Raw genomic sequence first — 24,077 nt, 5'->3', positions numbered from 1 at the left:
CGTTCCTGCCGCGAAGTCATTGTTCGTTCAAAATATCGTTTACGATCCGCCGCCGCGCTCTGCAAGTTTTCTCAGGGCGGCAACCTCCCGGAACCATTGTTTCACAGGCTTTGCAGGCGTGCCGCCGTAGCGTCCCCCCGCCGGCAGGTCGTCGCTGACAACGCTGACGGCGGCCACCTGAGAGCCCATGCCAATGGTCACATGTCCGCGGACACCGGTCTGACCGCCAATAGCGACAAAATCTTCCAGCGTGCAACTGCCGGACAGGCCGACCTGTGAGACAAGCACACAGTGACGGCCCACAACGACATTGTGCCCAATCTGCACCTGGTTATCGATCTTGGTGCCCTCACCGATCATGGTGTCCCGGTTGGCACCCCGGTCGATCGTGCTGTTGGCGCCGATTTCGACATCGTCCTGGATGATGACCCGGCCGACCTGCGGCACTTTCAAATGCCCCGCCGGTCCCATGGCGTAACCAAAACCGTCCTGCCCGCAGGACACGCTCGGATGCAGGTAGACCCGGTTGCCCAAGACAGAGTGCTGGACAGTGCAATTGGGCCCGATCACACAGTCCCGGCCGATCTTCACGCCCCGCCCGATGACCGCGTTCGCGCGGATAACCGTCCCCGCCCCGACTTCAGCCCCCGCACCGATCACGGCGCCCGGTTCCACGGTCACGCCATCCTCCAGCGTGGCGGCCGGATCCACAATCGCCCGGTCAGAAATGAAGGCCTCACCCGGTTCAACAGGCCGCATGGCCTGCGGGAAAAGATGCGCAAGCACCAAGGCCCAGGACCGATAGGGGTCCGCGCAGACCAACACGGCGACGCCGTCAGGCACCTTGTCCTTGTGGCGTTTGGCGACCAGACAAGCCGCTGCAGTGGTTGTCTCAAGCTGCTTGAGATACGCTGTGTTGTCGAAAAAGACCAGCGCGCCTGCACTGGCATCTTCAAGCGGCGCGACGCCGGAAATCAGCTGCCCTGGTTCGCCGCGCACAATCTCCGCGTCTGCCCAGGCGGCAATCTCACTCAGCTGCACCGGCTCAGGTGCATCGAAAAATATCGGCTCGGACATCGTGTTATCCTTGTTGCCAGCCAACAAAAACGGCCGCCGATCAGACCGGCGGCCGCTTTTTATCCCAAATGACCGCAGTTTAGAAGCGGGTGCCGCCACTCAACCGGAAGACCTGGGTTTTGTCGGCATCGTCCTTGACCAGCGGATAGGCAAAGTCTGCCCGCAGCGGACCGAACGGCGAGTTCCAACGGATCCCAGCGCCCACCGAGGCACGCACGTTGAAGTCATTGGAGTCGATTCGGCCACCGTTTCTTTCCACCAGATTGACCAGCCCGCTGTCGGCATCCCACAGGGAGCCCGCATCGGCGAACACCGCGCCGCTCAGGCCGAATTCCTTCGGAATGACCGGGAACGGGAACCGCGTTTCCGCACTTGCAGCGAAGAAGAACCGGCCACCGATTGCATCATCGGTCGTCGCATCGCGCGGACCGATACCCTGGTTCTCAAAACCACGGACCAGATTGCCGCCAAGCATGAACTGCTCGGACACACGCAGGCGTTCGTCGCCGAGTGCCATGATGTTGCCACCGCGGACGGAGACGCTGCCGACGAGGCCGTAGTCTGCCAGGATTTCCTTGTAGGCACGGGCCTGAGCTTCGGTCTTGACATAGAAGCTGTCGCCGCCAAGGCCCGCAATTTCCTGACCGAAGGAGGCATAGATGCCGTCGGTCGGATCCAGGTTCTGGTCGAGCGTGTTGTAACGCAGCTCGTAACCGACCAGAGACGTCAGGTAGGTGCCAAGCGAGTCACAGACTGCGAGCGAAAGCTGAGCCGTGTTACAGTTGCCGATGTTGGTCGAGTTGTTGTTCGGGTCGGAGTTCTTCTCCTGGAAGATGTTGTAGAACAGACGCACGGTCAGCTCTTCCTCGCGGAGAGGCAAGGTGAAGCCGAAGCCGCCACCGGTCTTCTTCTGATCGAAGGACCGATAGTCATTGGCATCGTCGACCTTGCGGTAGGCATCGAGATCCAGAGCAACACGGCGCCCCATGAAGAACGGCTCAACGAACCGGAACTCGTAGGACTGGGTGTCCGTACCGCCGCCGACAGCGACTTTCACGAACTGACCGCGGCCCAGGAAGTTCTTTTCCGTCAGTGAAATATCGCCGATGACCCCATCGACGGTGGAGTAGCCCACACCGAAGGAGATTTCACCGGTCGGCTTTTCTTCCACGCGCACGTTGACGATGACGCGATCCGGGGCACTGCCCTGCTGTGTGGTGATGGAGACCTTCTCGAAGAAGCCGAGATTGCGCAGGCGGCGCTCGGCCTTGTCAACCAGAGCCCGGTTGAAGGCGTCGCCCTCCGCAAGATCGAACTCGCGACGGATCACATATTCGCGGGTACGGTCGTTGCCGATGATGTTGATGCGTTCAACATAGGCCCGCGGACCTTCCTCGATATAATATATCAGGGAAATGGTGTTGTTGTCGTAATCGCGAGCGCCACGCGGACGGACACGGGCAAAGGCATACCCTTCCTCGGAGACGCGCAGCGTGATGTCTTCAACCGTCTGCTCGACACGCAGGGAGTTGAAGGTCCGGCCGCTCTTCGTGCGGACGAGACGACGAAGTTCTTCGGGGTCAACATCCGGGATCGTCGAAACGATCTCGACATCGCCGATTTCGTACTTCTCGCCCTCGTCGACCGTGAAGGTCACATAGAAGATGTTCTGCTCGCGATCGAGATCCGCACTGACCGAAACGATCCGGAAATCGGCGTAGCCCTTCTTGTTGTAGTACTGGCGCAGCAGCTCCTCGTCCGCCGCCAGACGGTCGGGATCGTAGGTGTCGGTGCTACGCAGCCAGCTGAGCAGGCCGCTTTCACGGGTCCGGATCACGTCGCGCAGGCGACCGTCGCTGAAGGCATTGTTGCCGATAAAGCTGATCCGCTCGACACCGGTCTTGGCGCCTTCGTTGATTTCGAAAACCAGATCGACGCGGTTCTGACCCCGGTCGATGATCTGCGGCTCGACGGACGCGCCATAGCGTCCGGAGCGGCGATAGGCTTCGAGAATGTTCTGAACGTCCGCCTGCACCTTGGCGCGCGACAGCATCGACCGCGGCTGCGAGCGAACAGCCGTTTCCAGCGCGTCGTCCTTGATCTTGCGGTTACCCTCGAAAGACACCCGATTGATGATCGGATTTTCCGTAACCGTAACAACAACAGTGCTGCCACGCGGGGTGATGTCTACGGTGGCAAACAGGCCCGTCGCATAAAGGGCCTTCAGACTCTCATCGACATCGAAGGCGCTGTAGGAGCGCCCCGGAACGATGGTCATGTAGCTGATAACGGTTTCATCCTCGACGCGGGTGTTGCCGTTGACCTGGATGCTCCGTGCGACAGCCGCATGAGCCTCGGACACCAGAGACACCGGCCCGAAGGCCTGTGGCACGGCCGAACCGATCGAAAAAATGGCTGCTGCAAGCAGCACGGCCCGTGTAAGTTTCTGCAATCGCTGCATTATTGCGCTATGCCTTTGTTTTTAAATACCCCTCCCGGGAATCCGCACTCACCCCAGCAGATTCTCGGAACCGACGAGTGTTTTATAGGTTTTTACCGATAACGCAACCGCCCTTCCGGGCTGAAAGCGATTTAGTCAGAAGACGTTGCGTCAATGTCACGGCCATCATGAATCTGTGCCCACGAGCCGCATGATATCCTTCCATGTCACGAAGACCATCAGCATCAAAACGAGCCCCAGTCCAATGCGGAACCCGACATCCTGAACCCGTTCGCTGAGCGGCTTGCCTCTGAGGGCTTCCGCGGCAAAGTAGACGAGGTGACCGCCGTCCAGGATCGGAACCGGCGCCAGATTGATCAGGCCGATGCTGACCGACAGGACAGCAGCCAGGGAAATCAGCGGAACGAAGCCAAGATCTGCCACCTGACCGGAAATCTGCGCGACTCGGATCGGCCCGCCCAGCTGATCGGCGGACTGGCGCTGAGTAACGACGCCCCAAATATAGCTGACAGTTCCTGAAATGATCCGCCAGGTTTCATGCCCACCTTCAGCGACCGCTTCAAGCGGCGTGTATTTGATGAGAATGATGTTTTCCGGATCCGAGGAACCACGCAGCCCGATGTCCCCCGCCATCTGCTTCTCGCCCAGGAAAACTTCCTTGACCTTGGCATCCGGGGTCACGGTCAGCGACACCATCTTGCCGTCCCGGTCGACCTCGAACACAAGCGGCGTGTTCGCATTCATCAGGACAACTTGACGCAACTCGTTGAATGTCTGGATCTTTCGGCCATCAATCTCCTTGATGACATCACCAGCAACAATACCGCCACGCTGTGCTGCGCCACCGGAAAAGACCTCTTCGACGACCGGCCGCAAACCCTGTTTGCCAAAGGAAACGAACAGCACCGCGAAGATCAGGATGGCAAGGATGAAATTGGCGATCGGTCCCGCCGCCACCACGGCAGCCCGTTGCCAGACCGGCTTGGCAATGAAGGCCGTTTTCCGCTCCTCTTCGCTCATTTGCGCAATGATTTCACGGCTGGGAACGCTGGCGGCGTTTTCGTCGCCGGCAAATTTCACGTATCCGCCCAGCGGGATCCAGCACAGCTTCCAACGAGTGCCTTTTCTGTCGGTGCGGCCAAAGAGCTCGCGGCCGAAACCGACGGAGAAAGCGTCCACCTTGACATTGCACCATCGCGCAACAGCGAAATGGCCGAGCTCATGGAAGAACACGACAATGGTCAGCACGAACAGGAATGGGATGATCGTGCCGGCAACGAGGCCATAAGCGGAAGTGATAAAGTCCATGTAGCGTGTCCGATCCGGGGCAGCCAGAGTTGATCCGATGCACCGTACTAAAAGGAAAATTACGGCGAGTTAAGGGTGACCGTGTTTTTTTGAAGACCTGTAAACGTCATAAACAACGGGATTTGATCCATTCCGAGGTTTTTGCGCGGGCAGCTCCATCCAGTTCCAGAATAGCCTCGACACAATCCGCCGTGGCAAGCGCATCGGCTTTTTCCAGTTCTTCCAGCACGGCTTCGATCGCCGCCGGAATGTCCAAGAAACCGATCTGGCCGGAGAGGAACGCCGCGACCGCGACCTCGTCGGCGGCGTTCAGCGCGGCCGGTGCGCCGCGGCCTGCCTTCATGGCCTCCAGCGCAAGACGCAAAGCCGGGAACCGGTCCAGATCCGGCGCTTCGAAATTCAGCTGCGCGATTTCGGCCAGGTCGAGACGCTTGACAGGAACCTCCATCCTTTCGGGATAGGCCAGGCAATGGGCGATCGGTGTGCGCATGTCCGGACTGCCGAGCTGTGCCAGCAGCGAGCCATCCTTGTATTGCACCAGCCCATGCACCACGGACTGGGGGTGGACAAGCACGGCGAGTTGATCATGTGAGATCGGAAAAAGGTGTGAAGCCTCAATAACTTCAAAACCCTTGTTCATCATGGTCGCACTGTCGATCGTGATCCTGGCTCCCATGTCCCAGTTTGGGTGTTTCAGAGCCTGTGCCGGCGTGACCTTGTTCATATCCGCCTTGGAAAAGGTTCGGAAAGGTCCGCCGGACGCGGTCAAAATGACGCTTTCCACCTGATCGGCCTTGTCCGCTTCGAACACCTGGTAGATCGCGTTGTGCTCGCTGTCGACGGGCAGAAGCTCCGCGCCGGTTTCGCGGATCTTGCCCATGAACAAGTCGCCTGCGCAGACGAGGCACTCCTTGTTGGCAAGCGCAATGCGACGGCCCGGACGGATCGCCCGCATCGTCGGAATGAGGCCCGCAGAACCGACAATGGCCCCAACGACGAGATCCGTGTCCCGGTCAACGGCCTCCAGAACGGCGTTCTCACCGGCTGACACGGAAATACCGGTTCCTTGCAACCGATCCTGGAGATCCTGAAACTGGCTTTCGTCTGCCAACACGGCCAAGGCCGCATTCAGACGGCCGGCCATATCCGCGAGAAGCCCGGCATTCCGGTTGGCGACCAGCGCAGCAACCTCAAACCGGTCCGGATTGCGTTCGATCAGGTCGGCAAGGCTCTGTCCGATCGATCCGGTCGCGCCCAAGACGGTGATCCGGACCGCTGCAGTCCTGTCTCGTTGTGCGGCAGCAACCGCCATCGGTACGTCTCCAATCTCAGGTCAGGCCAAGCCCGGCGATCGGGTCCGACAGAGTTCCACCGGCAATCAGACCGAGGAGCACGGCAAAAATCGCGGCGGCGACCAGCCCGTCGATGCGGTCCATGATGCCGCCGTGGCCAGGAATGAGGTTGCTGGAATCCTTGACATCGAACCGGCGCTTGATGGCCGATTCCAGAAGGTCGCCCGCCTGGGACACGATCGACAGTCCCGCTGCCAGAAAGGCCCAATAGAAAATCGAATGCGCGCCGGCCCAATGGGCGACGCCGGCCCCAAACGCCGTTGCGAAGATCAGCCCACCGATCGCGCCCGACCAGGTCTTTTTCGGCGACACCCTCTGCCAGAGCTTCGGTCCGCCGAGAGCCCGGCCTGTAAAATAGGCGAAAATGTCGGTGGCCCAGACGACAAAGAGCAGGAAGAAGGTCACCATCAGTCCCCCGGCTCCGCTTCTGAGCACCAAAAGCGCGTAAAGGGCCAAGCCACTGTAAAGAGCCCCTTCGAGGCCCCATCGCCCGGTTTTGGAAAAACCACTGACGGCAAAGACGGCCAGAGCGCTCAGGAACATGACGCCGATCCCGGCTTCCGGCAGGCCGATCATGTGCAATACGCCCAGAGCAACCAGACCGCCCTGCCCCACCAAAGATGGCGCTGATGCGGCTTTGGTTCCCGTCATGGAGAACCACTCCCACAAGAACAGCATGGCGACGATCAGCATGAGCACATCAAAGGCAATGCCGCCAAAATAGGTGATCGCCAGCACCGACGGCCCCAGAACAAGCGCAGAGGCCAAACGGACGCCGAGATCGGACATTTTTTTGGGTGGTTGTTCTGCCTGTGCCATGGTGGATGCCGGACGTCAGTACGTCTTGGCGCTCAGGCCACCATATCTTCGGTCCCGGGCACAGAAGCAGTCGAGCGCCTTGTCGAACGCCGCAGCGTCGAAATCGGGCCAGAGCAGATCACAGAAATAGAATTCGGAATAGGCAGCCTGCCAGAGCAGAAAATTCGACAGCCTCATTTCACCGCTGGTGCGGATGATCAGGTCCGGATCGGGCAAGCCGCGGGTATCAAGCTGCTCCGTCAGTGCGGCTTCGGTCAGCTCCTCCGGTCGCATTTCGCCAGCGGCCACCTTTTGTGCCAGAACCTGCGCGGCCCGGATGATTTCGTCCCGGGCGCCGTAATTGAACGCGACCACGAGCTCAAGGCCCGTGTTGCCGCTGGTCAGTTCCTCCGCCTCCTGAAGGAGTTTCAGGATCCCGGCATCCAGACCATTCCGTCCGCCAATGATGCGAATGCGCACATTGGCGTCGTGCAGCTCACTCAGATCCCGCTGCACAAACCGGCGCAGCAGACCCATCAGGAACGAGACTTCCGTTTCGGGACGGCTCCAGTTCTCGGAGGAGAAGCTGTAGATGGTTACCACTTCGATGCCGACCTTGCCGGCATGACGGATCATGTTGCGCAGGGCTTCCAGCCCCTGCCGGTGCCCCTCCGTCCTCGGCAAACCGCGTGACGTCGCCCAGCGGCCGTTGCCGTCCATGATGAAGGCAACGTGACGCGGCAATTTCGCGCCGGAGCGCTCCGACGCGGATGCTTGCAGGTCACGATCCGGGCTGACGCTCATGGTCTCTCCCAATTCACAGGCTCAGAACCGAAGGATCAGACCTGAGAGATTTCCTGTTCTTTTTTCTCCAGCATGGCATCGACCTCACCGATCATCTGGTCGGTCAGTTTCTGCACTTCGTCGGAGGCGACGCGGCTGTCATCCTGGGAGATCTCACCGTCTTTTTCCGCCTTCTTGGCGTCGTCCATTCCATCCCGGCGAACGTGGCGGATCGCAACCTTGGCGCTTTCGGCGTATTTATGCGCGACCTTGATCAGCTCCTGGCGGCGTTCCTGGTTCAGTTCCGGGATCGGCAAACGCAGCAGCTGGCCATCGACGACCGGGTTCAGGCCCAGGTTCGATTCGCGGATCGCCTTTTCGACGGCGGCAACCATGCTCTTGTCCCAGACCTGGACGGCCAGCATACGCGGCTCGGGAACGGAAACGGTCGCAACCTGGCTGATCGGCATGGACTGGCCATAGGCATCGACAGAGATCGGATCCATCATGGAAGCGGAGGCACGACCGGTCCGAAGGCCCGCGAATTCGGTCTTCAGCACCGCCAAGGCGCCCTGCATGCGGCGCTTCAAATCGTCCAGATCCACACCTTCTACCGACATTTTATCCTCACTGTTTTCTTGTGCTTGGCTGAGAGCGTCGTGCTTTGACTTGGAGGCTTCAGAAAGGCCAAAGTCAAAGCAAGACGCTCCGATAGAGTCTCGGCGCGCGCCAACATGGCATATACGCGCCGAAACACAAGGGCTTGAGCCTTGAATGGAGTTAAAACTTTCAGTCGCCCACGACTGTGTAGGTACCGGTTTCCTGCAGCACGCTGACCAGCGCGCCGGGCGAATGGATCGAAAACACAATTACCGGAATGGAATTGTCGCGGGCCAGTGCAATCGCCGTGGTGTCCATGACCTTCAGATTGCGGGTGATGACTTCCTCATAGCCAAGAGTCTCGTAGCGCTCGGCGTCCGGATTGAGCTTCGGATCTTCCGAATACACACCATCGACCTGCGTGCCCTTCAGGAATGCGTCGCATTTCATCTCGGCCGCGCGCAGCGCCGCGCCGCTGTCGGTGGTGAAGAACGGGTTGCCGGTACCGCCGGCGAAGACGATCACGTCGCCGTCTTCCATGTAGCGGTCAGCAACACGCTGGGAGAAGGTTTCACAGATGGAGGGCACGGACACCGCTGACAGCACGCGTGCATTGACCTTGAGACGGCGCAGGGCGTCGGCGAGCGTCAGGCTGTTCATGATGGTTGCCAGCATGCCCATGTGGTCGCCGGTGACGCGGTTGCCGCCCTTGGCGGCCACGGCGACACCGCGGAAGATGTTGCCGCCGCCGACAACCACTCCGACCTGGGCACCGAGCGCCACGGCGTCCGCAATTTCCTTGGCGATCCTTTGCACAATGGCCGGGTCAATTCCAAAAGCCTGGGAACCCATCAGGGCTTCGCCGGAGAGTTTCAGAAGGATCCGTTTCCAACGCAAAGAATTCGTCATGGGTGCACCCTTTTTAAAATTGTCTTCCTAAAAAAAAGCGCCGGACTTGCCGGCGCTTTTCTTCGGAGCTTACTGCCCGGTGGCGGCTGCCACCTCTGCAGCGAAATCTTGCTCTTCCTTCTCAATCCCCTCGCCGAGCGCGAAGCGGACGAAGCCGGAGAGTTTGACATCGGTGCCGAGTTCTTTCGCGAGCGCCTCGACGGCCTGTTCAACCGTTTGATCCGGGTTGATGACAAAAGCCTGCTTCACGAGGGTAACTTCCTCGTAGAATTTGCGCAAACGGCCTTCCACCATTTTCTCAATGATGTTTTCCGGCTTGCCGGACTCGCGAGCCTGCTCGGAAAACACCGACTTTTCACGCTCGACCACAGCCGGGTCGAGTTCTTCGGTGTTCAGCGACAGCGGGCTGGTCGCAGCCACATGCATGGCGATCTGGCGGCCAAGTGCGTCCAGCTTTGCTGCGTCACCGGAAGATTCCAGGGCGACCAGCACGCCGATTTTGCCCAGACCCTCGACAACCTTGCCGTGGACATAGGTGGAGACGACACCTTCGTTGACGCTCAGCACTGCCGAGCGGCGCAGGGTCATGTTTTCGCCGATGGTGGCGATCGCATCGGTGATGGCTTCGGAAACCGGCTTGCCGTCGAGATCGGCAGCGGCCAGTGCCTCGACCGAACCGTCGGTGCCGACGGCGATCTTGGTCACCTTGGAAACCAATTCCTGGAAACCTTCGTTGCGGGCAACGAAGTCGGTTTCGGAGTTCAGCTCGACAACGGCAGCCTTGGTGCCTTCGGCGGCCACACCAACCAGACCTTCAGCGGCAACACGGCCTGCCTTCTTGGCAGCCTTGGCCAGGCCCTTGGTGCGCAGCCAGTCGACAGCTGCTTCCATGTCACCGCCAGATTCGTTCAGGGCGGTTTTGCAGTCCATCATGCCAGCGCCGGATTTCTCGCGGAGCTCTTTTACCATCGCAGCGGTAATGCTCATCGATTGCCTCGTGCATGGGGGGTTTCAGATGAGACACGGTTTAGCCGATTGCTATCCGCGTCTTTATGACGGGACTGCAACAAAGTGCAGTCCGTCTTGCGAATTCAACATAAATCTGCCGCGCGGGACGCGGCAGAGATATTCATTAGGCCTGAGCGGCGGCAGCTTCTTCAGCCGGAGCAGCTTCAGCGGCTTCGGCCGGTGCTTCTGCGCCTTCAGCGGCGAGAACTTCTTCAACCGGAGCTTCGTCCGATTCGCCGATGTCCATGCCGGCGGCACCCTGGGCGCGGGAAATACCATCGATGGCAGCGCGGGCAATCAGGTCGCAGTAGAGCGAGATTGCGCGGCCGGCATCGTCGTTGCCCGGCACCGGATAGGTGATGCCATCCGGATTGGAATTGGAATCGAGGATCGCTGCAACCGGGATACCCAGACGGCGGGCTTCCTGGATGGCGATGGCTTCGCGGTTGGTGTCGATCACGAAGATCAGGTCCGGGATACCGCCCATGTCCTTGATACCGCCAAGGTTCCGCTCGAGCTTTTCACGCTCGCGGTCCATGAACAGACGCTCTTTTTTGGTCAGAGCGTTGGCAGCGTCGGAGGAAAGGGTCTCTTCCAGCTTGCGCAGGCGCTGAATGGACTGGGAGATGGTCTTCCAGTTGGTCAGCATGCCACCGAGCCAGCGGGCGTTGACAAAGTACTGCGCGGAGTTGCGCGCGGACGATGCAACTGCTTCCTGAGCCTGGCGCTTGGTGCCGACGATCAGAACGCGGCCACCACCGGCAACCGTGTCGGACACCGCTTTGAGAGCCTGGTGCAGAAGCGGAACGGTCTGGGACAGATCCATGATGTGAACGTCGTTGCGCACACCAAAGATGAACTGACCCATGCGCGGGTTCCAGCGGTGTTTCTGGTGACCAAAGTGCACACCAGCTTCGAGCAGCTGGCGCATGGTGAAATCGGGCAATGCCATGGCCCTTATCTCCTGAGTTTTCCGGTTTAACCTCCGCAAGAGGATGTGGACCGGAGGAAATGTTCCTCGCGGGCACCGGATGGACCCCGATAAACTCAGGTTCCGCCCCTTGCGTGTGGAATGCGCGCCTTATAGTGGGGTCGAAATTTTATTTCAAGGCCTAAGGACCGGTTTTCTTCCACTCAACACCGGATTGTCGACCGGGTCTTGCACCTGGAATTGACGACTGCCGGATTGTCGCCAAGTCGGTCGCCTCTCCGCTTGACGCGATTTCATGTCATTTCTACCAATAGATTCGGATCTGCAACAGACCAAGGAACAGAATGTGACCACCAAAGGCATCAATCATCTCGGCCTCACCGTCCGGGACCTCGACCAGACCACGGCCTTTTTCACCGATGTTCTCGACTGGACACTTCTGGCCCGGGACGACGCCTATCCGCGCACGACCGTGTCGGACGGCACTGCCCGCCTGACGCTCTGGCAGGCGGACCTTAACCGGCCGGTGACCGACTTCGACCGCAAGACCAATATCGGCCTGCACCACATTGCCCTGGAAGTCGGTTCAGAAGGCGAGCTCGAAGCACTTGCCGCCAAGATACGGGATTGGCCAGGCGTCACGATCGAATTCGAGCCCGAACTTCTGGGCGAAGGTCCGCGCAGGCACATGATGTTCGCCGAACCGGGCGGCATCCGCCTGGAACTCATCTGGCCGGCCGGCCAATAGCCGCAACCAACCGGTCAGTTCCCCGTCAGGATCGCCTTTGCTTCCGCATGGCAGTTTTTGGAGATGCGGTTGGACCAGGCATAGAGACAGGCCAGGACACGGTCGGTTGCCTGACCGACACCGCCGCAATGGTTCTTGATGTCGCCGGCGCAAACCTGCCGGAACTTCGCGTCGCGCTCCGTCCCCTTGAGACTGCCGAGACTGGCGGGAACCACCTTCCGGAAAGTGCCGCTGTTGGTGACCTTCGACAGTTCGGGCTTGCAGGAGCCCGAAACCCTGCCGCCATGGGCGAATAGGCAGGCCGAGACCCGTCCCCGGCCTTCTTCAACGCCCTTGCACAGCGCGTCGACATCAACCTTGCAGGCGCTCATGAGCGAACTTGCGCGACCGGGTTCCGCCGGCAGCACCGCGAATGTGAGGGAAAGCGCGGTGGCGAGCACCGCCCCGTTGAAACTCCTGGCCATCTACTCTCGCCTTGAAAGTCGCAATGCCCTCCAGCCGGTCATTCTGGACCGGGCGAATTCTAGCGCATAACCCAACGCAGCGGAAGAACAAGATCCGGCGCGACCTTCGCGTCGGAATGCGGTCCCATACCGTCAAGCCATCTGGACATCCGTCACGCCGGGAACGGCTTTCAACGCGCCAGCGATTTCAGGCGATAGGCGGAACCGCCCGGGCAGTTTGACCTCGACCTCGCGCGCCCCGTTCTCCAGAAGCACGATCACCGTAACATCGCCTTCGCCGCGCACCTGAAGGTGCTTGGCAAGGCTCTGGATCGGGCGTTCGTCGCGCACGAAGACCCGCATGCTCTTTTGAAGCCGCGCGGCCACCTGGTCGATCGGATCAACCTGTTCGATCCGCAGCGACGGCTCATCGTCGCGCATGTCGGCGCCAACCAGGACCACGACGGAACGCCCGGCCTGCAAGACATCCCGAAACTGTTCCAGCTTCTCCCGGAAGAGCAGCGCCTCGTACTGACCGGTGGCATCCGACAGGCGGGCAATGCCCATGCGCGTTCCCGACTTGGTCTTGCGCTCCTGCATGGAGACCACCGTCCCGGCAAGACGTCCATGCGAAGCGCCTTGCTTGACCGCCTCGGCAAACTGGCTCCAGGGCTGCGCCCGCATCTTTGTCAGGACAGACGCATATTCATCGATCGGATGGGCGGAGAGATAAAAGCCGATGGCGGAATGCTCGCGCTGCAGCTTTTCCTCGTTTGTCCAGCCATGGACCTCGTCGAGCTGCAAGGGTTCCTCGCTGTCGCTGCCGCCGAAGAGTTCGTCCTGGCCGAGCGTCCGGTTTTCCTCCGTGCGCTGCGCCAGGCCCATGATGCGATCGAGACCTTCGAACACACGCGCCCGGCTGGGCTCCAGTTCATCAAAAGCGCCGGCGGCGACAAGGTTTTCCAAGGTGCGCTTGTTGAGCGCTTTCGGGGAAATCCTCCGTGCGAAATCGCCGAGGCTCTTGAACGGCGTGTCTCCTCTCACCTCGACAATATGTTCAACGGCCTGCTCGCCAACGCCCTTGATTGCGCCCATGGCATAGAGGATCTTGCCGTCGGCGACGTCGAAATAGACCTGCGACCGGTTGATCGACGGCGGCACGATCTCGATGCCCATGCGTCGCGCTTCCTGCCTGAAATCGCCGAGCTTTTCGGTGTTGCCCATATCAAGTGTCATGGACGCGGCCATGAACTCCACCGGGTGGTTCGCCTTCAGCCAGGCCGTGTGATAGGAGACCAGCGCATAGGCGGCGGCGTGGGATTTGTTGAAGCCGTAATTGGCGAATTTCGCCACCAGGTCGAAGATCGTCCCGGCCTGGTTCTTGTTGATACCGCGTTCCACCGCGCCGTCGACGAAGCGCGCCCGCTGGACTTCCATTTCCGCGGCAATCTTCTTACCCATCGCGCGCCGGAGAAGGTCAGCTTCGCCGAGCGAGTAGCCGGAGAGCACCTGGGCGATCTGCATCACCTGCTCCTGGTAGACGATGATGCCGTTCGTCTCCATCAGGATCGGTTCGAGCAGCGGATGCAGACAGTCCGGATCCTGTTCGCCGTGCTTGACGGCGTTATAGACCGGGATGTTCTCCATCGGGCCGGGACGATAGAGCGCCACCAGGGCGATGATGTCCTCAAACCGGTCCGGCTTCATGCCTGCGATCGCCCGGCGCATGCCCTGACTTTCCAGCTGGAACACGCCGAAGGTCTCGCCGCGGGCGAGCAGCTGATAGGTTTTCAGATCGTCAATCGGCAGGCCTGCGACATCGACAGTGATGCCATGGCGTTCGATCAGCTTCACCGCCGTGTCGATCACCGTCAGCGTTTTCAGACCGAGAAAGTCGAACTTTACCAGCCCGGCATCCTCGACCATCTTCATGTTGAACTGGGCAACCGGCATGTCGGAGCGGGGGTCCCGGTAGAGCGGCACCAGCTGTTCCAGCGGCCGGTCGCCGATGACGACGCCAGCGGCATGGGTCGAGGCGTGCCGATACAAACCTTCCAGTTTCTGGGCCATGCCGAGCAGGCGTTCGACGATTTCCTCTTCCCGAGCCGCTTCGCGTAGGCGCGGCTCGTCCTCGAGCGCCTGACCGAGCGTAACCGGATTGGCCGGGTTGGCGGGCACGAGCTTGCACAGCCGGTCGACCTGGCCGTAGGGCATCTGCAACACGCGGCCGACATCGCGCAACACCGCACGGGCCTGCAGCGATCCGAAGGTGATGATCTGCGCCACCTGCTGGCGGCCGTATTTCTCCTGGACGTAGCGGATGACCTCTTCACGCCGGCTCTGGCAGAAGTCGATGTCGAAATCCGGCATGGAGACACGTTCCGGATTGAGGAAGCGCTCGAACAGCAGCGAGAACCGCATCGGGTCGAGGTCGGTGATTGTCAGCGACCATGCGACCAGCGAGCCTGCACCGGAACCGCGGCCCGGTCCGACCGGAATGTCCTGGTTCTTGGCCCATTTGATAAAGTCGGCAACGATCAGGAAGTAACCCGGGAACTTCATCCGCTCGATGATGCCGGTCTCGTAATCGAGCCGGTCCCAGTAATCCTTTTCTTCCAGCCCCGGCGCCAGTCCGTGAGCATCGAGCCGGGCCTGTAGACCCTCGCGGGCCTGCCGCTTCAGTTCTTCCGCCTCGGCCCGTTCCGCTTCCTCCGGATCGGCATCGGCACCGGCGAAACGCGGCAGGATCGGGTCCCGCTTGAGCGGCCGGAAGCTGCAGCGCCGTGCAATCTCCACGGTCGAGGCCAGCGCTTCGGGCAGATCGGCGAAGAGCGCGCACATTTCTGCGCGGCTTTTGAAATAGTGTTCCGGTGTCAGCCGGCGCCGGTCGTCCTCGATCAGCACCCGGCCCTCGGAAATGCAGATCAGCGCGTCATGGGCCTCGTAGTCCTCGCGCTTGGGGAAAAAGGCCTCGTTGGTCGCCACGATTGGCAGGTCGAGATCATAGGCCAGGCCGAGAAACGCGTCTTCGGTCTTGCGTTCGGCCTCCATGCCGTGGCGCTGCAGCTCCACATAACAGCGTCCGGAGAAGCCCCCGGCCAATGCCACAAGACGGCTTTTGGCAAGATCCTTGCGCCCGGCAAGCAACGCGGCGCCGACCGGACCGCCCACCCCGCCGGTAAGCACGATCACGTCTTCGGATTTCGACAGCAGATAGTTTGCGGAGACATGCGGGCGCAGGCCGGTCTCGGTGTCGAGAAAGGCCCGTGAACTCAGTTCCATCAGATTTCCGTAGCCGGTCTCCGTCATCGCGATCAGGACAACGTCGGCAAGCGCCGGCTCGCCCTTGCGAGCACCTTCAAGACCATCGTCGAAAAAGATGGACAACTGGCAAGCGGTGATCGGCTGAATGCCGGTGCCCCAGGCCTTGCCGGAAAATTCCTGGGCGCCGAACAGATTGTTGGTGTCGGCAATCGCCAGTGCCGGCTGGTCATCGGCCTTTGCAAGATCCAGAAGCTTCTTGATCGGCAAAGCACCTTCCAGAAGAGACAGAGCCGAATGAACCCGGAGATGCACGTAGCCCGGTCCGGCGGTCCCCTCAAGGCCAGCAACACCCGCATGAGCGGATTGGGAACGGTCGTCGGCGGACGCGGACATGGTGGCACTCACAAGTTCGTTCTGAGAATCAAGCTTCCAAGTGAAGCCTGTCCCGTCACGCCTGTCGAGACACGGACCGGTTCGTCCCCGTTGTTCTTTGAGTCTTAGAGCGGAAAACGCACTGCGCCGCGTCAATCAGCCGGCCGGGATCATCATCCGGCACTGTGCTCGGTCCACTGCAGCCAATGCGGCCAATCAACCGAACCGGCCATCATGCTTTCGTCAGTTGACGGCAAACAGCACGTCGCCCCAGACAGCCAGCGTGGTGCAGAAACAGACCAGAGAACCGAAAGCGGCAAAATCACGAGCGATATGGAACATCACACCCTCCAACCGTTGCTCATTGCGTAACGAGACTATGTTCCAACTTTGTTCTCTTTGCAAGCACTTTTTGTTCACCTTGCAAGCAGGCAAATCAAATTTGCTGAAATCTTGGAGTTTTTGCTTTGTTCCCGGCCTTTCCGACCTCGGATTTGCGGCTAGTCAACCAGCCGCAAATCCTTCAGAAAAGGGCAAACCAAGGTTTTCTGACCCGGCTAAAGTTCTTTTACCTGCCCGTCCGCGAGCGTAATGGCCCGGTCCATGCGGCCGGCGAGTTCCATATTGTGGGTGGCAAACAGGGTCGCGACCCCTGAGGCCCTGACCAGGGCGGACAAGGCGTCGAACACATAGGCGGCGGTTTTCGGGTCGAGATTGCCGGTCGGCTCGTCCAATAGCAGGATGCGCGGTGCATTGGCGACGGCGCGCGCCACGGCGACACGCTGCTGCTCGCCGCCGGAAAGCTCCGACGGCCGATGCTTGCCGCGCTCGCCGAGCCGCATGTAACTGAGCAACTCGTCCGCCCGCTCAGCGGCAACCTTTTTCGGCAGGCCGCGGATCATCTGCGGCATCATGATGTTTTCCTGCGCGGTGAATTCGGGCAGCAGGTGATGGAACTGATAGACAAAGCCAATGTCGTTGCGGCGGATCGCCGTGCGGTCGACATCGGAAAGGTCTGAGCAATTGACCGGCCCGAGGAACACATCGCCCTCGTCCGGGCGCTCCAGCAGCCCCGCGATATGCAACAGGGTCGATTTGCCGGTGCCGGAAGCCGCCACAAGCGCGACCATCTCGCCGGCCTCGATTCTGAGATTGGCCCCCTTCAGAATGCGCAGCTGGCGGTCACCCTCATCGAAGCTGCGGGTAATCCCTGACAGTTCAAGGGCGGCGGGTTGAAGGCCCGGCGCGCGTTGCGGATCAACGGCCATGTCCATCTCCCGTCTCCCTATTCATACCTAAGTGCTTCGACCGGATCGAGCCGCGCCGCGCGCCAGGCCGGATAGACGGTTGCCAGAAGGGACAGGACAAGGGCCATGACAAGAACGGTGATGGTCTCGCCACTGTCGATCTCCGCCGGAAGTTTCGACAGGAAATAAAGCTCCGGCGAGAACAGTTCGGTTGTGGTCATCCAGGACACGAACTGGCGGATGCTCTCGATGTTGAGGCAGACAATCAGCCCGAGGACAAAGCCGGCCAAGGTGCCGACACAGCCGATGCTGGCCCCGGTGATCAGGAAGATGCGCATGACCGCGCCGCGCGAGGCGCCCATGGTCCTTAAGATGGCGATGTCCTTGCCCTTGTCCTTCACCAGCATGATCATGCCGGAGATAATGTTGAGCGCGGCCACCAGCACGATCAGGAACAGGATGATGAACATCACGTTCCGCTCCACCTCCAGGGCGGAAAAGAAGGTTACGTTGCGCTGGCGCCAGTCCGTGACGAATGTCGGCCGTTCGGCCGCGGCTTCAACGGCCGGTTTCATCACCCCGACATCGTCCGGATCGACCACATAGACCTCAATGCCGGTCGCCTTGGTGTCCATATTGAAATAGGCCTGCGATTCCTCCAGCGGCATGAACACGAAGGTGGCGTCGTATTCGCTCATGCCGATTTCGAAGATCGCAATGACCGGATAGGCCTTGAGGCGCGGCGTCACTCCCATGGGCGTGACACTGCCGCGCGGCGATATGATGGTGACGTTGTCTCCCACCGTGATGCCGAGCTGTTGCGCCATGCGGCTGCCGATGGCCACGCCGTCGCCTTCCGAAAAGCCGTCAAGCGAACCGCCTTCAAGGATGTTCTGGGCAACCAGCGGAATTCGGCGCAGATCACTCTCATGGACACCGCGCACGAGAGCACCGAGATTGCCGGCGGGTCCCGAAACCAGCGCTTGCCCCTCGACAAAGGGAATCGCGGCGACCACCTCGGGCACGGTTTCCAGTTTCGGTGCAACGATGTCGTAATCGGTCAGCGGGCTGTCAATGGGCTGTACCAGCATGTGGCCGTTGATGCCCAGGATCTTGCTGAGCAGCTCCGTGCGGAAACCGTTCATCACCGCCATGACGATGATCAGCGTCGCCACGCCGAGCATGATGCCGGCGAAGGAGAAGCCGGCGATAACCGAAATGAAGGTCTCGCGTCGGCGGGACCTCAGGTACCGGCCGGCGATCATCCATTCGAAGGCGGAAAAGGGACGTGTCGGGGCCGCAGGTTTGTGACCGTCGTCAACGTCCGCCGTATCAACCGCTGTCATTGTCCATCCATCTCAGCAATGCCCCGGCGGCGTGTTGCGCGCCAACACGCCGAATCCCTGCCCGAAAGCATCGACGGACGGCGTCAGTCCGTCAATGCCGCGGTCAGCTTGTTCAATGTGGCTTCCGGGGAAAGCATTTCCTTTTCCCCAGTTGCCCGATCCTTGACCTCCAGAACGCCGTCTTTCAGACCGCGCGGTCCGGCGACAACCTGGAACGGCAGACCGATCAGGTCCATGGTCGCGAATTTCGCGCCCGCCCGTGTGTCCGTGTCGTCGTAGAGCACCTCGATGCTCGCTGCCTCCAGCTTGGCGTAAAGATCCTCGGAGGCCTGATCCGTCAGCTCGTCACCCGGCTTCAGGTTGACCAGTCCCACATGGAACGGTGCAACCGACTTCGGCCAGATGATTCCGTTGTTGTCATGATTGGCTTCGATCAAGGCGCCAAGAAGGCGCGACACGCCGACACCGTAGGAGCCCATATGCACCGGCACTTCGGTGCCTTCCGCCGTGGCCACCTTGGCACCCATGGCGTCGGAATATTTGGTGCCGAAATAGAAGATATGGCCGACCTCGATGCCGCGTGCCGACACACGCGCCTCTTCGGGCAGCGCCGCGAAGGCATCGGCGTCATGCATTTCGTCTGTGGCCGCATAAGGCGTCGTCCACTCGGTGACGATCGGTGTCAGATCCGAGAAGAAATCCGTGTCCTCAGCCGGAGTCGGCATTTCCAGAAGCGACTTGTCGCAGAACACTTCGCTCTCGCCGGTTTCAGCCAGGATGATGAACTCGTGGCTCATGTCGCCGCCGATCGGGCCGGTGTCGGCCTTCATCGGGATGGCTTTCAGGCCCATCCTCTCGAAGGTGCGCAGGTAAGCCACGAACATGCGGTTATAGGCGTGGCGCGCGCTTTCCTTATCCAGATCGAAGGAATAGGCATCCTTCATCAGGAACTCGCGTCCGCGCATCACACCAAAGCGCGGGCGGACCTCGTCGCGGAACTTCCACTGGATGTGGTAAAGATTGAGCGGCAGATCCTTGTAGGAGCGCACATAGCCGCGGAAGATGTCGGTGATCATCTCCTCGTTGGTCGGCCCGAAGAGCATGTCGCGTTCGTGACGGTCGGTGATGCGCAGCATTTCCTTGCCATAAGCATCGTAGCGCCCACTCTCCCGCCACAGATCCGCAGACTGGATGGTCGGCATCAACAGCTGGATGGCGCCGGCGCGCGCCTGCTCTTCTTCCACGATCCGTTCGATCTTGCGCAGTACCTTCAGGCCGAGCGGCAACCAGGAATAGATCCCTGCCGACTGCTGGCGAATCATGCCCGCGCGCAGCATCAGCCGGTGGGAAACGATCTCGGCTTCCTTGGGCGTTTCTTTCAGGATGGGCAGGAAGTAGCGGGAAAGACGCATTTATGTTCTCACTGATTTGGCATCGCCTGATTTGTGCGCAGTCAAAGCGCATGCCGCGCTTAAAAACAAGTCCTTTGCGAAACGGCAACGGGCTTTTGCGGCTGGCCGTGTCAAATTGGCCGAAAAACTGCACATTTCCAACAATTTGCCACCTCATATTTCGCCCGCGCAATTACTAAGTCTTTAGTACAAAGTGACGCTGAGGAAATGAGCAAGCAAAAAAAATGAGCTGTGCACGACAAATAGGTGACAAGCCTGATTCAATCCGCTAGGTTCCGTTCTCATAAGAAAAAGATGCCTCGGCAGAAATGCCAAGAAGCTCAAGGACATCGCGGTCTGAGTCTTGGGAGGAAGGACCCTCTGGCGCACCTTCGCGGTTCGCAGCCGCCCGGCCAGGTTGAACAATCGACCGGTATGGGTTTGGGGTCAAATTTAGACGCGGAACTTATCAAAGGCAGAGCTTCGGCTCTGCCTTTTTCTTTGCCCTGATGGAGCGACCTAAAGCATTTCGAGAATTGTTTGAAACAAGCATTGCCGACTTTTGCGTTCGGGGCAGAGCCGAGAGGCAGCTAAAGTCGTCTCAGACTTTTCTCGAAAAGCAATAGAAGCGACGATCAGTCGCTCGGATGGGCGTAATCGCCGGCTGGCGGGTTCAAAAACGGGATATCGTCCAGGCCGTAACCGGATTGGCGCAAAGTCACATAGCCGGCAAAGACGATCGTCGCGACGATCGTGGTGATCACGATGACTTTCAGAAACTGCGGCCGTTCGGGAGCGCTCGGCTCCGACCCCGGCAGCACCTCTCCTGCCTCTTCCTGGGTTCGGCGCATGCCGAACGGCAGGATGGCAAACAGGATGATCCACCAGATCATGAAATAGATCGCCATTCCGAATGCGACGGACATGGTTCAGGCCTCTTCGAGTTCGGTCAACGTTCCGAGAAAATCCTTCGGATGCAGGAACAGGACGGGCTTGCCATGGGCGCCGATCTTCGGCTCGCCATCGCCCAGAACCCGTGCGCCATCGGCAACCAGTTTGTCACGCGCGGCGATGATGTCGTCGACCTCGTAGCAGACATGGTGAATGCCGCCGGACGGGTTCTTTTCCAGAAACTTGGCAATCGGCGAGTTCTCGCCGAGCGGCTCAAGCAGCTCGATCTTGGTGTTGGGCAGGTTGATGAACACCGTGCTCACGCCATGATCCGGCTGTTCTTCCTTCGCCGAAACGTCCGCGCCGAGCGTGTCCCGGTAGACAGAGGTCGCAGCCTCGATGTCGGACACCGCGATGGCAACGTGATTAAGCCGTCCGATCATGAACTTCTCTCCACAAGTCATTCCGTCTTCAACAAGCACCAAAACTCTGTGTCATCCTGAGGAGGGCCAGAGGCCCGTCTCGCAGGATCGGCACGCATTCCGCAACAGGCGGCCGATCCTTCGCGGCGGACCTCACGATCCGCCTCCGAATGAACCTTCGTGGTTTTACCGCAGCCGGTCCTGGCTGTGTAGAGGCCTATAAGGACTATAGTTGGGTCACCATCACCTTGCAGAGCGTCTTTTTGCCCCACACCTCCAGGATCTCGGAGCGGGCGGCGCGCCGGGCGGCTTCGCCAACAAGATCCTTGTTCTTGCGCCGGGCCTTCGGGATGCTCGTCACCGCACCGATCACGGCCTTGGCGACGACGTCCTCCATCGGCTCGCCGTCATCGTCTGTGTCGGGCAGGCCAAGCAACGTGATCAGGGGATCGGTGAGCAGGTCCCCTGCCCGGTTGACGACCAGCGCAATGACGGCAGCGCCGGCATAGGACAATTTGCGCCGTTCCTTGACACCGGTCACTTCCGGGTCGTCGAGGATGTCGCCGTCCTTCACCATGATGCCGGAAGGGGCTTCATCGATGATGCCGGCCTTGCCGGCGGTCAGGCGGATGATATCGCCGTTCCTGCCGCGTACGACTTCCGGAACGCCCTGAGCCTTGGCGAATGCGGCATGCGCTCCCAGATGCAGCGGTTCGCCATGCACGGGCAGCACGACCTTCGGCTGGATCAGCTTGTAGAGCTGTTCCAGCTCGCCGCGGCGCGGGTGGCCGGACACATGCACCAGCGCGTCCCGGTCGGTGATGATCTCGACATCCTTGTCGGCCAGGTTGTTCATGACCGCGCCGACTTCCTTCTCGTTGCCCGGAATGGTGCGCGAAGAGAAGATCACCATGTCGCCCTTGGAAAGGGCTATGTTGCGATGGTCGCCCGCAGCAATCCGAGCCAGCGCCGCACGGGCTTCGCCTTGCGAGCCGGTGCACAGCAACACGGTCTTTTCCCGCGGCAGGTAGCCATAGGCCTCTTCGTCGCGGAACTGGGGCAAGCCCTCGAGATATTCCAGTTCGCCGGCGACCTCGATCACCCGGTGCATCGAGCGCCCGACCACTACAACGTCCCGGTCGTTGGCGGCGGCAGCTTCCGCGATTGCCCGGATGCGGGCAACGTTCGAGGCAAAGGTGGTGACGGCGATCCGGTGCTTGGCGCCAGCCATCACCTTCTTCAATTCTTCCGCCACATCCTTTTCGCTCGGGCTGACGCCGTCGCGCACCGCGTTGGTGCTGTCGCAGACCAGCGCCATCACCCCTTCCCGGCCAAGCTCCGCCAGCCGGTCCATGTCGATGGGCTTGCCGACACCCGGTGTCGGATCGATCTTCCAGTCACCGGTGTGCAGCACCATGCCCGCCGGCGTTCGGATCGCCAGGGCACAGGGTTCGGGAATGGAATGGGCCATGGCGACGAATTCGACGTCGAACGGACCGATCTTGTGCCGCTCGCCCTGGCGTACGACGGTGACGGGAACCTCTTCGGCGCCCGGTTCGCTTTCGGCCTTGGCGGCCAGCAAGCCGGCGGTGAAGGCGGTCGCATAGACCGGAACCTTCAGATAGGGCCACAGATGCAGGATCGCGCCGTAATGGTCTTCATGGGCATGGGTGATCACCATGCCGGCAATGTTGTCGATCTCGTCTTCCAGGAACTTGATGTCCGGGACGACCACGTCGATTCCCGGCAGGTCGGGACCTGCGAAACTCACGCCGCAATCGACGATCAGCCAGGTGCGGTCGGTTTCGGGTCCATAGCCGTAAAGGCCAAGATTCATGCCGATTTCGCCGACACCGCCGAGCGGCAGAAAGACGATATCTTTGTCAGTTGTTTTGGCCGAAGCCATAGATTGCTCCTTTAAGCATGCGCACAGGCGATGCGCCCCGCAGTGTCATGCACTGGGTAAAAACACGTCGCCCGCGTAAAGGGTGCGCGTGCGGCCATCGTCCTGTTTCAAGACCAGGTGGCCGCGCGCATCCAAGTCGGCAAAGATGCCGTTCAATTCTTCCTGGGCTGTCCTGACCGTGATCCGCCTGCCCAGATGGGCCGCGCGTTTCAGCCAGCCCCTGCGGATGGTCTCAAAACCGTCTGGTTGCGCCCACAGCGCCAGTTTGTCGGCAAGGCTCGCGGAAAGACACTCAAACAACCTGTCCGCGCCCACCTGAAACCCAAGGCTTCTCAGGTCCGTTGCCTGATAAAGCGTCAGCTCCGGATGAGATACGCAATTCACGCCGAAGCCGATGACCACCGCCCGCCTGCCGTCGGCAAGCGTTTCGGCCTCCAAGAGGATACCGGAGAGCTTGGCGCCGTCGACCAGCAGGTCGTTTGGCCATTTCAACTGTACCAGTTGCAGTGTGCCGGCCGCTTTGTCAACGGCTTCGGCCAGGGCGACAGCCGCCACCAAGGGCAATTCGCCGATCCGCTCGGCAGGCTGGGGATCGATCAGAAGCAGGCTGGTAAAAAGATTTCCACCCGGAGACGACCAGTCGCGGCCGCGCCTGCCCCTTCCTTCGGTCTGTTCGTCCGCCCGGATCCACAGCCGCCCGGCATCGCCGTGGTTGGCGCGTTCGAAACACAGCGTGTTGGTCGAGCCAACGCTGACATGCTCTTCAAAGCGAAAGTCCGGCGCACCGGGCGCCGGACGTTGCTGATTTCCACCTGTCATG

20 protein-coding genes are annotated in these 24,077 nt (G+C 60.5%); 1 reads left to right on the top strand and 19 read right to left on the bottom strand.

What is annotated here, in order from left to right:
* Positions 1 to 39: 39 nt before the first annotated feature.
* From lpxD to rpsB, 10 genes are all read right to left on the bottom strand, one after another.
* Positions 40 to 1,077 (bottom strand): UDP-3-O-(3-hydroxymyristoyl)glucosamine N-acyltransferase, encoded by a 1,038-nt coding sequence (gene lpxD, locus M0H32_RS03685; RefSeq protein WP_248150814.1) that lies wholly within the window; start codon positions 1,075 to 1,077, stop codon positions 40 to 42.
* Positions 1,078 to 1,156: 79 nt separating this feature from the next.
* A complete protein-coding gene (gene bamA / locus M0H32_RS03680; protein WP_248150813.1) occupies positions 1,157 to 3,538 on the bottom strand; it encodes an outer membrane protein assembly factor BamA in 2,382 nt (793 codons plus the stop codon).
* Between the two features lie 165 nt (positions 3,539 to 3,703).
* The gene (locus M0H32_RS03675) at positions 3,704 to 4,846 is read right to left on the bottom strand and encodes a M50 family metallopeptidase (RefSeq protein ID WP_248150812.1); all 1,143 of its coding nucleotides are present in this window, start codon (positions 4,844 to 4,846) and stop codon (positions 3,704 to 3,706) included.
* A gap of 106 nt (positions 4,847 to 4,952) precedes the next feature.
* The gene (locus tag M0H32_RS03670) at positions 4,953 to 6,158 is read right to left on the bottom strand and encodes a 1-deoxy-D-xylulose-5-phosphate reductoisomerase (protein WP_248150810.1); all 1,206 of its coding nucleotides are present in this window, start codon (positions 6,156 to 6,158) and stop codon (positions 4,953 to 4,955) included.
* A gap of 16 nt (positions 6,159 to 6,174) precedes the next feature.
* Positions 6,175 to 6,987, bottom strand: coding sequence for a phosphatidate cytidylyltransferase (locus M0H32_RS03665; RefSeq protein WP_248150808.1), 813 nt, complete (start codon positions 6,985 to 6,987; stop codon positions 6,175 to 6,177).
* Positions 6,988 to 7,032: 45 nt separating this feature from the next.
* On the bottom strand, positions 7,033 to 7,800 hold the full coding sequence (locus tag M0H32_RS03660; RefSeq protein ID WP_248150807.1) for an isoprenyl transferase: 768 nt from the start codon (positions 7,798 to 7,800) through the stop codon (positions 7,033 to 7,035).
* A gap of 35 nt (positions 7,801 to 7,835) precedes the next feature.
* Positions 7,836 to 8,399, bottom strand: a complete 564-nt coding sequence (frr, locus tag M0H32_RS03655; protein ID WP_248150805.1) for a ribosome recycling factor — start codon at positions 8,397 to 8,399, stop codon at positions 7,836 to 7,838.
* 169 nt (positions 8,400 to 8,568) lie between these two features.
* Positions 8,569 to 9,288, bottom strand: coding sequence for a UMP kinase (gene pyrH, locus M0H32_RS03650; protein WP_248150801.1), 720 nt, complete (start codon positions 9,286 to 9,288; stop codon positions 8,569 to 8,571).
* A gap of 69 nt (positions 9,289 to 9,357) precedes the next feature.
* Positions 9,358 to 10,275, bottom strand: a complete 918-nt coding sequence (tsf, locus tag M0H32_RS03645; protein WP_248150799.1) for a translation elongation factor Ts — start codon at positions 10,273 to 10,275, stop codon at positions 9,358 to 9,360.
* A 145-nt stretch (positions 10,276 to 10,420) separates the two neighbouring features.
* Positions 10,421 to 11,248, bottom strand: a complete 828-nt coding sequence (gene rpsB, locus M0H32_RS03640; protein WP_248150797.1) for a 30S ribosomal protein S2 — start codon at positions 11,246 to 11,248, stop codon at positions 10,421 to 10,423.
* Between the two features lie 274 nt (positions 11,249 to 11,522).
* On the opposite strand from rpsB, the gene M0H32_RS03635 reads away from it, so the two are divergent.
* A complete protein-coding gene (locus tag M0H32_RS03635; protein ID WP_248150795.1) occupies positions 11,523 to 11,975 on the top strand; it encodes a VOC family protein in 453 nt (150 codons plus the stop codon).
* A 14-nt stretch (positions 11,976 to 11,989) separates the two neighbouring features.
* Here the strand turns inward: M0H32_RS03635 and M0H32_RS03630 are convergent, their stop codons facing one another.
* The 9 genes from M0H32_RS03630 to M0H32_RS03590 all read right to left on the bottom strand — a co-directional run bounded on the left by M0H32_RS03630 (position 11,990) and on the right by M0H32_RS03590 (position 24,076).
* Complete coding sequence (locus M0H32_RS03630) at positions 11,990 to 12,439, bottom strand: cysteine rich repeat-containing protein (RefSeq protein WP_248150793.1); 450 nt, start codon at positions 12,437 to 12,439, stop codon at positions 11,990 to 11,992.
* A gap of 132 nt (positions 12,440 to 12,571) precedes the next feature.
* The gene (dnaE, locus tag M0H32_RS03625; protein WP_248150791.1) at positions 12,572 to 16,075 is read right to left on the bottom strand and encodes a DNA polymerase III subunit alpha; all 3,504 of its coding nucleotides are present in this window, start codon (positions 16,073 to 16,075) and stop codon (positions 12,572 to 12,574) included.
* A 536-nt stretch (positions 16,076 to 16,611) separates the two neighbouring features.
* Positions 16,612 to 17,328, bottom strand: coding sequence for an ABC transporter ATP-binding protein (locus M0H32_RS03620; protein ID WP_248150789.1), 717 nt, complete (start codon positions 17,326 to 17,328; stop codon positions 16,612 to 16,614).
* A gap of 11 nt (positions 17,329 to 17,339) precedes the next feature.
* Positions 17,340 to 18,647: a lipoprotein-releasing ABC transporter permease subunit gene (locus tag M0H32_RS03615; RefSeq protein ID WP_248150787.1), complete on the bottom strand. Its 1,308-nt coding sequence runs from the start codon at positions 18,645 to 18,647 to the stop codon at positions 17,340 to 17,342.
* A gap of 83 nt (positions 18,648 to 18,730) precedes the next feature.
* Positions 18,731 to 20,059, bottom strand: coding sequence for a proline--tRNA ligase (gene proS, locus M0H32_RS03610; RefSeq protein ID WP_248150785.1), 1,329 nt, complete (start codon positions 20,057 to 20,059; stop codon positions 18,731 to 18,733).
* A 614-nt stretch (positions 20,060 to 20,673) separates the two neighbouring features.
* Positions 20,674 to 20,964 (bottom strand): DUF1467 family protein, encoded by a 291-nt coding sequence (locus M0H32_RS03605; RefSeq protein WP_248150783.1) that lies wholly within the window; start codon positions 20,962 to 20,964, stop codon positions 20,674 to 20,676.
* A 3-nt stretch (positions 20,965 to 20,967) separates the two neighbouring features.
* On the bottom strand, positions 20,968 to 21,372 hold the full coding sequence (gene mce / locus M0H32_RS03600) for a methylmalonyl-CoA epimerase (protein ID WP_248150780.1): 405 nt from the start codon (positions 21,370 to 21,372) through the stop codon (positions 20,968 to 20,970).
* Between the two features lie 205 nt (positions 21,373 to 21,577).
* The gene (locus M0H32_RS03595) at positions 21,578 to 23,257 is read right to left on the bottom strand and encodes a ribonuclease J (RefSeq protein ID WP_248150778.1); all 1,680 of its coding nucleotides are present in this window, start codon (positions 23,255 to 23,257) and stop codon (positions 21,578 to 21,580) included.
* A gap of 45 nt (positions 23,258 to 23,302) precedes the next feature.
* The gene (locus tag M0H32_RS03590; protein ID WP_248150776.1) at positions 23,303 to 24,076 is read right to left on the bottom strand and encodes a biotin--[acetyl-CoA-carboxylase] ligase; all 774 of its coding nucleotides are present in this window, start codon (positions 24,074 to 24,076) and stop codon (positions 23,303 to 23,305) included.
* Position 24,077 lies beyond the last annotated feature (1 nt).

This window comes from Roseibium sediminicola (genome assembly GCF_023156505.1).
Taxonomy (GTDB): Bacteria; Pseudomonadota; Alphaproteobacteria; order Rhizobiales; family Stappiaceae; genus Roseibium; species Roseibium sediminicola.
This window is presented reverse-complemented; position numbering and strand designations above follow the sequence as displayed.

Coding starts and splice junctions, on each gene's coding strand:
- lpxD (WP_248150814.1), bottom strand. CDS start 1,077: ATGTCCGAGCCGATATTTTTCGATGCACCTGAGCCGGTGCAGCTGAGT.
- bamA (WP_248150813.1), bottom strand. CDS start 3,538: ATGCAGCGATTGCAGAAACTTACACGGGCCGTGCTGCTTGCAGCAGCC.
- M0H32_RS03675 (WP_248150812.1), bottom strand. CDS start 4,846: ATGGACTTTATCACTTCCGCTTATGGCCTCGTTGCCGGCACGATCATC.
- M0H32_RS03670 (WP_248150810.1), bottom strand. CDS start 6,158: ATGGCGGTTGCTGCCGCACAACGAGACAGGACTGCAGCGGTCCGGATC.
- M0H32_RS03665 (WP_248150808.1), bottom strand. CDS start 6,987: ATGTCCGATCTCGGCGTCCGTTTGGCCTCTGCGCTTGTTCTGGGGCCG.
- M0H32_RS03660 (WP_248150807.1), bottom strand. CDS start 7,800: ATGAGCGTCAGCCCGGATCGTGACCTGCAAGCATCCGCGTCGGAGCGC.
- frr (WP_248150805.1), bottom strand. CDS start 8,399: ATGTCGGTAGAAGGTGTGGATCTGGACGATTTGAAGCGCCGCATGCAG.
- pyrH (WP_248150801.1), bottom strand. CDS start 9,288: ATGACGAATTCTTTGCGTTGGAAACGGATCCTTCTGAAACTCTCCGGC.
- tsf (WP_248150799.1), bottom strand. CDS start 10,275: ATGAGCATTACCGCTGCGATGGTAAAAGAGCTCCGCGAGAAATCCGGC.
- rpsB (WP_248150797.1), bottom strand. CDS start 11,248: ATGGCATTGCCCGATTTCACCATGCGCCAGCTGCTCGAAGCTGGTGTG.
- M0H32_RS03635 (WP_248150795.1), top strand. CDS start 11,523: ATGTCATTTCTACCAATAGATTCGGATCTGCAACAGACCAAGGAACAG.
- M0H32_RS03630 (WP_248150793.1), bottom strand. CDS start 12,439: ATGGCCAGGAGTTTCAACGGGGCGGTGCTCGCCACCGCGCTTTCCCTC.
- dnaE (WP_248150791.1), bottom strand. CDS start 16,075: ATGTCCGCGTCCGCCGACGACCGTTCCCAATCCGCTCATGCGGGTGTT.
- M0H32_RS03620 (WP_248150789.1), bottom strand. CDS start 17,328: ATGGACATGGCCGTTGATCCGCAACGCGCGCCGGGCCTTCAACCCGCC.
- M0H32_RS03615 (WP_248150787.1), bottom strand. CDS start 18,647: ATGACAGCGGTTGATACGGCGGACGTTGACGACGGTCACAAACCTGCG.
- proS (WP_248150785.1), bottom strand. CDS start 20,059: ATGCGTCTTTCCCGCTACTTCCTGCCCATCCTGAAAGAAACGCCCAAG.
- M0H32_RS03605 (WP_248150783.1), bottom strand. CDS start 20,964: ATGTCCGTCGCATTCGGAATGGCGATCTATTTCATGATCTGGTGGATC.
- mce (WP_248150780.1), bottom strand. CDS start 21,372: ATGATCGGACGGCTTAATCACGTTGCCATCGCGGTGTCCGACATCGAG.
- M0H32_RS03595 (WP_248150778.1), bottom strand. CDS start 23,257: ATGGCTTCGGCCAAAACAACTGACAAAGATATCGTCTTTCTGCCGCTC.
- M0H32_RS03590 (WP_248150776.1), bottom strand. CDS start 24,076: ATGACAGGTGGAAATCAGCAACGTCCGGCGCCCGGTGCGCCGGACTTT.